Source organism: Pseudomonas sp. Y39-6 (genome assembly GCF_023651955.1).
Classification (GTDB): Bacteria; Pseudomonadota; Gammaproteobacteria; order Pseudomonadales; family Pseudomonadaceae; genus Aquipseudomonas; species Aquipseudomonas veronii.
The window spans coordinates 4,357,767-4,369,519 of sequence record NZ_CP069594.1; the positions used below are offsets into that span (position 1 = coordinate 4,357,767).

At 63.4% G+C, this 11,753-nt stretch carries 12 protein-coding genes; 6 read left to right on the forward strand and 6 right to left on the reverse strand.

The window, feature by feature from the left end; genetic code table 11:
• Positions 1 to 36: 36 nt before the first annotated feature.
• The gene (locus tag JN756_RS19625; protein ID WP_017848129.1) at positions 37 to 744 is read right to left on the reverse strand and encodes a YebC/PmpR family DNA-binding transcriptional regulator; all 708 of its coding nucleotides are present in this window, start codon (positions 742 to 744) and stop codon (positions 37 to 39) included.
• A 101-nt stretch (positions 745 to 845) separates the two neighbouring features.
• Entirely contained in the window at positions 846 to 1,703 is an 858-nt protein-coding gene (locus JN756_RS19630) for a LysR substrate-binding domain-containing protein (RefSeq protein WP_046382861.1), read from the reverse strand.
• Positions 1,704 to 1,828: 125 nt separating this feature from the next.
• Here JN756_RS19630 and JN756_RS19635 point away from each other — a divergent pair, with 125 nt between their 5' ends.
• From JN756_RS19635 to JN756_RS19645, 3 genes are all read left to right on the forward strand, one after another.
• Positions 1,829 to 2,938, forward strand: a complete 1,110-nt coding sequence (locus JN756_RS19635; RefSeq protein ID WP_108525056.1) for a 2-aminoethylphosphonate--pyruvate transaminase — start codon at positions 1,829 to 1,831, stop codon at positions 2,936 to 2,938.
• A 29-nt stretch (positions 2,939 to 2,967) separates the two neighbouring features.
• Positions 2,968 to 3,795 carry a phosphonoacetaldehyde hydrolase gene (phnX, locus tag JN756_RS19640; RefSeq protein WP_201021196.1) on the forward strand — a complete coding sequence of 276 codons (828 nt, stop codon included), beginning with the start codon at positions 2,968 to 2,970 and terminating at the stop codon, positions 3,793 to 3,795.
• 114 nt (positions 3,796 to 3,909) lie between these two features.
• Positions 3,910 to 4,455: a cytochrome b gene (locus JN756_RS19645; protein ID WP_046382858.1), complete on the forward strand. Its 546-nt coding sequence runs from the start codon at positions 3,910 to 3,912 to the stop codon at positions 4,453 to 4,455.
• On the opposite strand, the gene JN756_RS19650 is transcribed toward JN756_RS19645, so the two are convergent.
• Complete coding sequence (locus JN756_RS19650) at positions 4,452 to 5,342, reverse strand: 1-aminocyclopropane-1-carboxylate deaminase/D-cysteine desulfhydrase (protein ID WP_201021197.1); 891 nt, start codon at positions 5,340 to 5,342, stop codon at positions 4,452 to 4,454. The genes JN756_RS19645 and JN756_RS19650 overlap by 4 nt on opposite strands.
• Positions 5,343 to 5,399: 57 nt before the next feature.
• A complete protein-coding gene (locus tag JN756_RS19655) occupies positions 5,400 to 7,439 on the reverse strand; it encodes an NADPH-dependent 2,4-dienoyl-CoA reductase (protein WP_017848135.1) in 2,040 nt (679 codons plus the stop codon).
• Between the two features lie 211 nt (positions 7,440 to 7,650).
• Between JN756_RS19655 and JN756_RS19660 the strand changes: the two genes are divergently transcribed.
• Complete coding sequence (locus JN756_RS19660; RefSeq protein ID WP_057004459.1) at positions 7,651 to 8,781, forward strand: carbon-nitrogen hydrolase family protein; 1,131 nt, start codon at positions 7,651 to 7,653, stop codon at positions 8,779 to 8,781.
• Positions 8,782 to 8,785: 4 nt separating this feature from the next.
• Positions 8,786 to 9,820 carry an AraC family transcriptional regulator gene (locus tag JN756_RS19665; protein ID WP_046485428.1) on the forward strand — a complete coding sequence of 345 codons (1,035 nt, stop codon included), beginning with the start codon at positions 8,786 to 8,788 and terminating at the stop codon, positions 9,818 to 9,820.
• 8 nt (positions 9,821 to 9,828) lie between these two features.
• Here JN756_RS19665 and JN756_RS19670 read toward each other — a convergent pair whose 3' ends face one another.
• Positions 9,829 to 10,008 carry a hypothetical protein gene (locus tag JN756_RS19670; protein WP_126585751.1) on the reverse strand — a complete coding sequence of 60 codons (180 nt, stop codon included), beginning with the start codon at positions 10,006 to 10,008 and terminating at the stop codon, positions 9,829 to 9,831.
• Between the two features lie 143 nt (positions 10,009 to 10,151).
• Between JN756_RS19670 and JN756_RS19675 the strand changes: the two genes are divergently transcribed.
• Positions 10,152 to 11,156, forward strand: a complete 1,005-nt coding sequence (locus tag JN756_RS19675) for a transketolase-like TK C-terminal-containing protein (RefSeq protein WP_198718197.1) — start codon at positions 10,152 to 10,154, stop codon at positions 11,154 to 11,156.
• A gap of 108 nt (positions 11,157 to 11,264) precedes the next feature.
• Here JN756_RS19675 and JN756_RS19680 read toward each other — a convergent pair whose 3' ends face one another.
• The gene (locus JN756_RS19680; protein ID WP_108525050.1) at positions 11,265 to 11,735 is read right to left on the reverse strand and encodes a MarR family winged helix-turn-helix transcriptional regulator; all 471 of its coding nucleotides are present in this window, start codon (positions 11,733 to 11,735) and stop codon (positions 11,265 to 11,267) included.
• Between the last annotated feature and the right edge of the window lie 18 nt (positions 11,736 to 11,753).

An 11,753-nucleotide genomic window follows, 5' to 3' on the forward strand; every position in this document is an offset into this window, starting at 1 on the left:
CTCCCACAGTTTTGAGCGCGTTTATTCAGGCACGGATCAGCCGGCCAGGCCGACGAACATATCCTGCACGTCGTCATGGTTGTCCAGGCCTTCGAGGAAGGCTTCGACTTCAGCCATCTGCTCGTCGGTCAACCCCGTCACCGGGTTCTTCGCGATATAGCCCAGTTTGGCCGACAGCACGGTAAAACCCTGCTCCGGCAGCGCTTTCTGCACGGCGTCGAGGTCGGTGGTTTCGGTGATGAACAGGGTGGTGCCCTCTTCTTCGCCCTCTTCGAAATCCTGGGCGCCGGCTTCAATGGCCGCCATTTCAGGATCGGCGTCCGGGCTGTCCGGCGCGGCTTCGATCAGGCCGACGTGGTTGAAGTCCCAGGCCACGGAGCCGGAAGCGCCCAGTTGGCCCTTGCGGAACGCCACGCGGATTTCCGCCACGGTGCGGTTGATGTTGTCGGTCACGCACTCAACGATCAGCGGCACCTGATGCGGGGCGAACCCTTCGTAGGTCACGCGGTGGTACTGCACGGTTTCCCCGAGCAGACCGGCGCCTTTCTTGATGGCGCGGTCCAGGGTTTCCTTGGGCATCGAGGCTTTTTTGGCCTGCTCCACCACCAGACGCAAGTGGGCGTTGGTCGCGGTGTCGGCACCGTTACGGGCAGCGATGGTGATCTCTTTCACCAGTTTGCCGAAGATCTTGCCCTTGGCATTGGCTGCCGCTTCTTTATGTTTGACTTTCCACTGTGCGCCCATGACTTGCTCTCTTCCTCATCCATCGCGCCGAGACGTCTACTGGCCGGCGCTTTGGGGGCAGAGTTTATAGGGCAAAAACGCAACGTTCCACCAAAAAACCTTCACGGCGCCAGCTCGAAAAACGCCTGAATCAAACGCAGCGACCGACGGCGCTCCATGCACCCCAACATGTGTCGGTTGAGCAGCCCCTGCCCGTGGATCGGCAGCGCACACACGCGCGGGTCCGGGCTGACCTCCATCGAGGACACCACGCCAACCCCCAACTCGGCGGCAACGGCTTCGGTCACCGCTTCACGGCTGTCCAGCTCCAGCAGCACTTTCGGCTGCACCCCGGCGCCGAGGCAGGCGTGATCGAAGGTGCGCCGGGTAATGGAGCCTGGCTCGCGCAGCACCATGATCACCTCATGCAATTGCTCCAACTGAATGCCCTGGGCCAGCGTCGCCCACGGGTGGCTGGCCGGCACCAACGCGCAGATCCGCGACTCGCCCAGCGCCTGCAAGTGCAGGCCGTTGCGTGGTTCGACTTCGGTGAGCACCGCCACATCCGCATGCTCGGACAGCAGCGCTGCCAGGGTTTCCTGGGCATTGCCCAGGCGCAGGTTCACGGTGATCCCTGGGTAGCGCGCGCGCAGGCTGGCGATCATCGGCATCACCAGGTGCGGGCCATCGGCCGCCACTTCGAGGCGCCCGCTGAGCAACTGCCGATTGGCCTCCAGCAGGGCCTGGGCTTCGTCCACCAGGCCAAAGATCGCCCGGGTGATCGCTGCCAGGCGTGTCCCCTCTTCGGTCAACTCGACGCGCCGCGCAGTGCGGCGCAACAAGGGGATCTGGTAGTGCTCTTCAAGGGCCTTGATGTGCCCGGTCACCGCCGGCTGGCTGATGAACAACCGCGCCGCCGCGCGGGTAAAGCTGCCCTCGCGGGCCACTGCGTCGAATGCGCGCAGTTGGAACAAATTCATGTTGAGTGACCTTTCTATCGGCCTGACTGATAGCTCGCATAACAACAAACAATTTGATTGATGACAAGCCAAACTGCAATTTAGGCGCCGTAACGTCCACCCCGAACACTTTGCGAGGACTTGAAATGAGCAGCGCCGCGCCGATCCTGCTGACCCCAGGCCCCCTGACCACCTCTGCCCGCACCCGCCAGGCAATGCTGGTGGACTGGGGTTCATGGGATGAGCGCTTCAATCAACTGACCGCCAGCGTCTGCTCGCAACTGCTGGCGATCCTCAACGGCGCCGCCACTCACCATTGCGTGCCGTTGCAAGGCAGCGGCACCTTCGCCGTCGAAGCGGCCATCGGCACCCTGGTGCCACGCAACGGCAAGGTGCTGGTGCTGATCAACGGCGCCTATGGCAAGCGCCTGGCGAAGATCTGCGAAGTGCTCGGCCGCGATTTCAGCACCTTTGAAACCGCCGAAGACGAACCCTGCAGCGCCGCCGACGTCGACCGCCTGCTGCACGCCGACCCGGCCATCACTCACGTCGCGTTGATCCATTGCGAAACCAGTACCGGCCTGCTCAACCCGCTGCCGCAGATCGCCCAGGCGGTCAAAGAGCATGGCAAGCGCCTGATCGTCGACGCGATGAGTTCCTTCGGCGCGCTGCCGATCGATGCCCGCGAAGTACCGTTCGACGCCCTCATCGCCGCCTCGGGCAAGTGCCTGGAAGGCGTGCCGGGCATGGGCTTTGTCTTCGCTGAAAAACACGCGCTGGGCGCCGCCCAAGGCAACTGCCACTCCCTGGCGCTGGACCTGTTCGAGCAACACGAATACATGGCCAGGACCGGCCAGTGGCGCTTCACCCCACCGACCCACGTGGTCGCCGCGCTGCACGAAGCGCTGCTGCAATACCACGAAGACGGCGGCCTGCCCGCGCGCCAGCGACGCTATGCCAACAATTGCCAGGTGCTGCTGGACGGCATGGCCGAACTGGGCCTGCGCAGCTTCCTGCCGGCGGCGATCCAGGCACCGATCATCGTCACCTTCCATGCGCCGACAGACCCGCGCTACCAGTTCAAGGCGTTCTACGAACGGGTCAAGGCCAAGGGTTTCATTCTGTACCCCGGCAAATTGACCGAGGTGGACACCTTTCGCGTGGGCTGCATCGGCCACGTCGATGCGGCCGAGATGCGCGCGGCGGTCGCGGCCATTGCGCAGGCGCTGCACGCGATGCAAGTGCTGGACATCTGATTGCCCTTTTTACCCCCAGGATCTGAACCATGAACTATCAACACCCCGATACCCTGCAGGCTGTCATCCTCGACTGGGCCGGCACCGTGGTCGACTTTGGCTCGTTCGCGCCGACGCAGATTTTTGTCGAAGCCTTCGCCGAGTTCGGCGTCCAGGTCTCCATCGAAGAAGCCCGTGGCCCGATGGGCATGGGCAAATGGGACCATATCCGCACCCTGTGCAACCAGCCGCAGGTCGCCGAGCGTTACCGCCAGGCGTTCGGCCGCATGCCCAGCGACGAGGACGTGACCGCGATCTACCAGCGCTTCATGCCGCTGCAGATCGAAAAGATCGCCGAGCACTCGGCGCTGATCCCCGGCGCCCTCGACTGCATCGCTGTGCTGCGTGCGCAAGGGCTCAAGATCGGTTCCTGTTCCGGCTATCCCAAGCAAGTGATGGACAAGGTCGTCGCGCTGGCCGCCACCAACGGCTACGTCGCCGACCATGTGGTCGCCACCGACGAAGTGCCCAACGGCCGCCCATGGCCGGCGCAGGCCCTGGCCAACGTGATCGCCCTGGGCGTTGACGATGTGGCGGCATGCGTCAAGGTCGACGACACCGTACCGGGCATTCTCGAAGGCCGTCGCGCCGGGATGTGGACCGTGGCGCTGACCTGTTCCGGCAACGCCCTGGGCCTGACCTACGCGCAGTTCCGCGCCCTGGACAGCGCCGGCCTGGCCCATGAGCGCACGCGTATCGAAGCGATGTTCGAAGTTTCGCGCCCGCACTACATGATCGACACCATCAGCGACCTGCCAGCGGTGATCGCCGACATCAACCAGCGCCTGGCCCGCGGTGAAATGCCGCAAAGCCACTGATCGAGGTCAACTCAACGGCATTCGCGCCGAGCAAACCCTGCAAAACAGGCTTACAGTAAAAGGACTTCGTCGCCAAAGAACGGAGGTTTGCCCTGATGAGTGAGGAATCAAGCGATGCCGTGGAAAAATTCCGATTCACGTTACAGCACCATGTCGATTGCGTTGCACTGGTTGATGGTGGTGTTGCTGGCGGTGGTCTACGCCTGTATTGAGTTTCGCGGGATCTTCCCCAAAGGCAGTGGTGGGCGAGCGCTGATCGTGGAAATGCACTTCATGTTCGGCCTGACCGTGTTTGTGCTGGTCTGGCTGCGCCTGTTTGCCCGCTCGCTGGGGGTCGCACCGAAAATCGTACCGGCACCGCCGCAATGGCAGAGCCTGCTGGCGACCCTGATGCACTTTGCACTGTATGCCTTCATGATCGGTATGCCGATCGCCGGCTGGCTGATCGTCAGCGCCCAAGGGCATTCCGTGATGTTCTATGGGATCGAGTTACCGCCCCTGATCGGCGAAAACAAGGACTTGTCCAAGCAGATCAAAGAGTGGCACGAGCTGGGCGGCTCCATCGGTTATTGGTTGATCGGTCTGCATGCCGTGGCGGGTCTGTACCACCACTACTTCATCCGCGATAACACCGTGTTGCGCATGCTGCCCAAGCGTTAGGCAGCCAACCCTCGGCGGCCTTGCAAGCCGCCGGTGTGGACGAAGATCAGACGCGTGCCGGGAGGGAAGCGTCCGGCTTCGACCTGTTGCTTCAACGCCAGCAGTGCCTTGCCGCTGTAAAGCGGCTCTAGCGGCAGGCCGCAGGCCCGTTGCGTGGTCTCGATAAAGTCGAGCAACCACGGGTCGACCTTGGCGAAGCCGCCCCGGCTGGCGTCCAACAACGCAAAGCCGTCCTGCACGATGGCGCGCACGTTCTGCGTTACGCCGTGATCGTCCGGCACCGCCATTGCACCGTACACCGGATGTCTCCCCGCCTCGGCCAACGCCAGCCCGGCCACAGTCGTGCCGGTGCCTGCCGCCAGCCACCATGCGTCGTAATCGTCCCACCCCACGTTGCTCAATTGCGCACGCGCCTGCTCGACCAATACGCCGCAACCCAACGCCCCGGCGATGCCCCCACCGCCTTCGGGCACCGGGTAGAGATGGGGATAATGTTCGCGCCACGGCTGCCAGAAATCGGGTTCATGCCGCGCGCGGTAGCCGCCATAGCCCAGCCAATGCAACTGCATGCCGAAGGCTTTCAAATCGAGAACGGTGGGCGTGTCTTGGGGATGGCCGCGCAACAGGCCGACGGTGGGAAAATCAAAACGCTTGCCGGCCGCCGCCAGCGCATGCAGGTGGTTGGAGTACGCTCCGCCGAGGCTGATGATCCCGTCGGCACCGGCCTGTTGCGCCCGGGCCAGGTGTTCGCTGAGCTTGAACCACTTGTTGCCGCTGATCAGCGGGTCGATGCGGTCCAGGCGCAGCACGGCCAATTCGACCCCGTTCAGCCAATCCAGCGGCAGCGGTTCCAGGGGCGCATGGGGGAGCCAGTCGAAAGGGCCCATCGGCGCAAGTCCGTATGAAAAAGGGGCAGTAGTCTAACACTGCCCCTTCTCGGCGTTTTACAACTCAGCTGCCAGGCGCGAGCCCTGGTTGATGGCGCGCTTGGCGTCGAGTTCGGCGGCGACGTCGGCACCGCCGATCAGGTGCACGTTCTGGCCCGCAGCGACCAGGCCGTCCTGCAATTCGCGCAACGGGTCCTGGCCAGCGCAGATCACAATGTTGTCCACCGCCAACAACTGCGGCTCGCCCTCGGCGCCGATGCGGATATGCAGGCCCGCGTCGTCGATCTTCAGGTACTCGACGCTGTTGAGCATCTGCACCTGCTTGTTCTTCAACCCGGTGCGGTGAATCCAGCCGGTGGTCTTGCCCAACCCGTCGCCAACCTTGGAAGCCTTGCGCTGCAGCAGGAACACCTCGCGCGCCGGCGGGTGCGGTTGCGGCTTGATCCCGGCGACGCCGCCACGCGCTTGCAACTGCGTGTCGATGCCCCACTCTTTCCAGAACGCATCGCGGTCCAGGCTGGTGGACACGCCTTGATGCACGAGGAACTCCGACACGTCGAAGCCGATACCGCCGGCACCGATCACCGCGACGCGCTTGCCCACGGGTTTGCGCTCGAGGATCACGTCGAGGTAGCTCAGCACCTTCGGGTTATCGATGCCCGCAATTGCCGGCGTGCGCGGGGCGATACCGGTGGCGAGGATGATCTCGTCGTACCCGCCTGCCGTCAGTTGCGCGACGTCGACGCGGGTGTTGAGGCACACCTCCACATGGGTGGTCTGCAATTTGCGGTTGAAATAACGCAGGGTCTCGAAAAACTCTTCCTTGCCCGGCACGCGCTTGGCGATGTTGAACTGGCCACCGATCTCGCTGGCCGAATCGAACAACGTCACCTGATGGCCGCGTTCGGCCGCCACCGTGGCAGCGGCCAGGCCCGCGGGACCGGCGCCGACCACGGCGATTTTCTTGATCTGTTTGACCGGCAGATAGTTGAGCTCGGTCTCGTAGCACGCGCGCGGGTTGACCAGGCAGGTGGTCAACTTGCCGCCGAAGGTGTGGTCGAGGCAGGCCTGGTTGCAACCGATGCAGGTGTTGATTTCATCGGCACGACCGGCCGCGGCCTTGTTGACGAACTCCGGGTCGGCGAGGAACGGCCGCGCCATCGAGACCATATCGGCATCGCCTGCGGCGAGGATCTGCTCGGCAATCTCCGGGGTGTTGATGCGGTTGGTGGTGATCAGCGGGATCTGCACCGCGCCGCGCAATTTGGCGGTGACTTTACTGAACGCGCCCCGCGGCACCTTGGTGGCGATGGTCGGAATGCGCGCTTCGTGCCAACCGATCCCGGTGTTGATGATGCTCGCACCGGCCTGCTCGATGGCCTTGGCCAGTTGCACGATTTCTTCCCAACTGCTACCGCCTTCCACCAGATCGAGCATCGACAGGCGGAAGATAATGATGAAGTTCGGGCCGACGGCTTCGCGCACCCGGCGCACGATCTCCACCGCCAAACGCATGCGGTTTTCGTAGCTGCCGCCCCAACGGTCGGTGCGGTGGTTGGTGTGGGCGGCGAGGAACTGGTTGATGAAGTAGCCTTCGGAACCCATGATTTCCACGCCGTCGTATTCGGCGGACTGCGCCAGCAGCGAGCAGGTGACGAAATCCTGGATCTGTTTCTCGATGCCCGCTTCGTCCAGTTCCTTGGGCTTGAACGGGTTGATCGGCGCCTGGATCGCGCTCGGTGCCACCTGCTTGGGGCTGTAGGCATAACGGCCGGCGTGGAGGATCTGCATGCAGATCTTGCCGCCGGCTTCGTGTACGGCGCGGGTCACGATCTTGTGCTTCTGCGCCTCTTCGTCGGTGGTCAGCTTGGCCGCGCCGGAATACACCCCACCTTCATCGTTCGGGCCAATGCCGCCGGTGACCATCAGGCCCACGCCGCCACGGGCGCGCTCGGCGAAGTAGGCCGCCATGCGTTCGAAACCGCCCGGTTTTTCTTCCAGCCCCGTGTGCATCGAGCCCATCAGGGTACGGTTGCGCAAGGTGGTAAAACCCAGGTCCAACGGGGCCAGCAGGTGCGGGTACGCAGCAGCGGTCATGGTCAAGCTCCACAACGGATCATCACGGGACGTGGCACGCTCTTACGGCTTGCCATCGGTTTATGTCCCACAGACTAAGAGGCGTTCGGCTAGCACTCAATGACCGAAACTGACAAGTTATTGATCCAAATGCACAGCGCCCCTTGGCAAGCCGAGCCGCGGGCCCTACCCTAGTCGCGAACCCTGCACTCGGTCTGTTGTCTGTTCCCCCATGCGTAAACTTCTCGCTTTTACCGTCACCCTGGCGCTGGTTGCCGCCGTCGCCGCCTATCTGGTCTGGACCCAGGAACGCCCCGTGGCGCATTACCTGTCCGACCTGCGCATCACCCTGGCCGTCAACGAAGGCCAGCCTGCCGATCGCGGCAACCTGCTGGGCATTCAGCCGGAACTGTTCCCTGGCGACTACCAGAGCCTGGAACGCCTGCACCTGAAGCTCGCGGCCTACCTGCAAACGGCGCGAAACCAGGGGCTGATCAATGAAAAAACCATCGTGGTGCTGCCGGAACATATCGGCACCTGGCTGATGCTCCGCGGCGAAAAAAACGAGCTGTATCAGGCGACCCACCTGAAAGATGCGATGAACTGGCTGTCGATCAGCAACCCGCTGCAGTTCATGCGCGCCTGGATCAGCGCCACCGGCGACAACCGCATGGACGACGCATACTTGCGCATGAAAGCCCCGGCAATGGCGCGGGACTACCAAGCGCTGTTCGGCGGCCTGGCCAAGGAGTTTGGCGTGACCCTGGTGGCCGGTTCCATCGCGTTGCCCAACCCCAGCGTGAGCGAGGGGCAACTGCAGGTCGGGCATGGCGCGCTGTACAACGCCAGCCTGGTATTTGCGGCCGATGGCCTGCCCCTGGGCCAGCCGCAGCGTCAGCTCTACCCGATCTACGACGAGCGCGGCTTCATTGCGCCCGGGGATGAAAACACCGTCAGCGTGGTCGACACCCCGGCCGGACGCCTGGGCATCCTGATCGGCAGCGACAGCTGGTACCCGGACAACTACCGCAAGCTCAATGAGCAAGGTGCAAGGTTGATCGCCGTCCCCGCGTTTGTTATCGGCCGCGACACCTGGGGCCGCCCTTGGCGCGGCTTCAAAAGCGTGTCGACGCCCGCGGAAATCAGCCTCAAACCCGAAGAACTCAGCGAAGGCGAAGCCTGGCGACGCCTGACCTTGATCAGCCAGCCGCCCATCAGCCAGGCCATTGCGGGCATGAGCGTATTTCTGCGCGGGCAGTTCTGGGACCTGGGCAGCGCCGGCCAGAGCTTTCTCAGCAGCAACGGCCAGGTGTTCGCCGACGGCGACGCCCGTGGCGCGCGCTTGCTGAATATCTGGCTGTAACGCCGTGAAGCCGGTACGCCTGGGGGATCTGTCGGTGGGCTTCGTGCACACCCTGGCCGACGCCATCAGCAGCCACGGCCTGGACCCGCAACCGCTGTTGCTGCAATACGGCCTGGACCCGCTACGGCTCGCCGAAGCCGGCGCGCGCTTGTCGATCCCGCGTTACATGCGCCTGGGCCATGCCGCCATTCAACTGACTGGCGACCCGGGCCTCGGCCTGCGCATGGGCCAATCGAGCCGCTTGAGCCAGGCCGGCCTGGCCGGCGTCACGGCCGCCCAGGCGCCCAACGTGCGCGAAGCGGCCCGCACCCTCACGCGCTTTGAAGCGCTGTACGGCTCCAACTATCGCGGGCAGTCGAGCTTTCATGAAGACGCCGAAGGCGCGTGGCTGCGTTTCTACTCCATCAGCCCGTATAACGCCTATAACCGCTTTGTGGTCGACTCGATCATCGCCGGCTGGCTGCACCAACTGTCGAGCCTGGCCCAGCAGCCGGTGCAGGCGCAGCGCATCGAGATCGAATTCGAAGCACCGGACTACAGCGAACAATACAGCGTGCTGGGTGACAGCCCGGTCCACTTCGGCGCCGAGGCCAATCAACTGCGCCTGAGCCAGACAACCCTGGCGCTGCGCAACCCGGAGCATTGCCCGAGTACCTGGCAACTGCTGTTACAACTGTGTGAAAGGGAGTTGGAGCAGTTGACCCGCACCCGCAGCCTGCGCGAGCGCATTACCCGCTTGCTCGGGCCGATGCTCAATGGCGGCCGGGAACCCGACCTGGAAGAAGTGGCGGCGCGCTTGAAGCTGCCGACCTGGACCCTGCGCCGCAAACTGGCCGATGAAGGCACTCAGTTCCGGGCGATCCTCAACGATACCCGCCGCGACCTGGCCATGACCTATATCCGCGATACGGAACTGGCATTCGGCGAGATCGCCTACTTGCTCGGTTTTGCCTCGGCCCAGGCCTTTCAACGGGCGTTCAGGCGATGGAACAACCAAACCCCAGGGGAATTTCGCCGCAGTCAGCGGCAATCCGCCTGAAGCCGGTCTTACAGCTCAGTAGCGTCGTCGGCGGGGTCCAAAGGGTCCCATTCAAAGGCCTGGTACTCCAGCAGTTCTTCTTGGTAATCGTCCATGGTGAACTCCTTTTTGAGTTGAAAGCAGCCGCAGGTAAATGACCTGCACAGCCAGCCTAATGTGCCGTGATGACGGAAAAATGTCGGTGTCATGACGTTCCTGCACGTTCAGATTAAACGTAGCAGCGTTGTGCGGATTTAGCACTGGGTCATCGAAAAACAATTGCAACCATTGCAATTGCAATTATAAGTCGATTTCCCTTAGGGTAAGCCTCCCTTGCCGAGGAGTCAGACCGATGATTGCCACCACCGCGCACGCCGCACAGCTTTGCTGTGATGCGTTGAACCAGGCCGGACATACACGAAGTTCGCCATTGCATACCGTCATGAGCATGGCCAACACCCTGGAAGCCAGCCGGCAGGCCTGGGTGATTCGCGGCCAGTCCCGTTCCCGGCGCGTGGGCAGTTGGCCCGTCTGGTTTGCGCGCAAAACTGCGGAAAAACCGTTGCTGTACCTGCACAGCGCGGTGTCGTCGGCACAACTGTGTGCCTTGTCGACCGAGACGGCGCAGCGCGGCATCCTGTGCAACGACATCGAAACCCAACCCTCGGCCTGGCCCAAGGGCGCACAGCCTTCTCTCCCGCTGTGGCTGGCGAGCAATCCGCATTGCACACCCTACGATCCTGCCACGGGTGAGGAAGTCCGGGCGATTGTGCTGGCGGGACTGCGCACCTTGTATATCGACGGCAAGCCCGGGTTTTACTACCTGGCGCTGCATGACGACGACAACGCAGTACCGTTGACCGAGCAGGACCGTGAAGATGCGCTCAAGGGTATGTATCCGCTCCAGCGCGATGCCCCAGGGGACGTGCGCTTGCTCGGCGCAGGTCGGGCGCTTGAAGAGGTCGTGCAGGCCAAACGCTTGTTGGCAGAGGACTGGAATATCACCGCGCAGCTGTGGAGTTGCCCCAGCTACACGCGGCTGGCCCGAGAGGCCGCGGCGGCCGAACGCTGGAATCGCCTGCACCCCACCGCCCCCAGACGCAGCAGCCACTTGCGCGAGTGCCTGGCCGGGAATGCCGCGCCGGTGATTGCAGTGACCGGCTATGCACAGCCGATTGTCGACCCGTTGGCGGCTTACGTAGATGCGCGGTTCGTGGGGCTGGGCGCGGGCTCGGTGCAGGCATCGGCGCCCAGTCGCTATTGGATTGCGGTGTCTGCATTGAGCGCCCTGGCGAAGGACGGGCTTATCGCTGCACAGCAGGTCGAACGGGCGATGAAGCGCTACTCACTGCAATGAGCCGGAATGCGAACAACGGCGCAAGGGGCTTGCTCCCGATAGCGGCGGGTCAGTCGACAGCCGTCTGCTTTCGGGACCACGCCATGTTCCACGTTGAATCGTCGTGTCTCAGGATTTGCGCCGGCTACGGACCTGCACACCAGCCTCCATCGCCAACCCGGCAGTACGTTCCAGGGCTTCGGCAAACCCCTGACGCTGCTCCGGTGCGATCTGCGACAGGAACAGCTCATCTACCGTGCTTTCGTAGATGCCCCACATCTTTTTGCGCAACACCCGGCCGGCCTCGGTGATCGTGGCAAACGCGGCACGGCCGTCGCCGTCGGAGCGGGAGCGCACCACCAGGCCGTCTTTTTCCAGGCGGTCCACCAGGCGCGTCAGGTTATAGCGCTCGATGGCCAGCACATCGGCCAATTCATGCATGCGCCGAGTACCTTCGGGGCCGCTTTCCAGGCCCCACAATGCGTCGTACCAGGCGTAGGGCGGCAGGTCGGCCGCAGCCAGGCGCCGCTCGATTTCACGGATGACCGTCCTGTGGGCCCTGACAAAACGGAACCAGACATCAGGCTCTTTCGACGACATGCAACACCATCCGGGGAA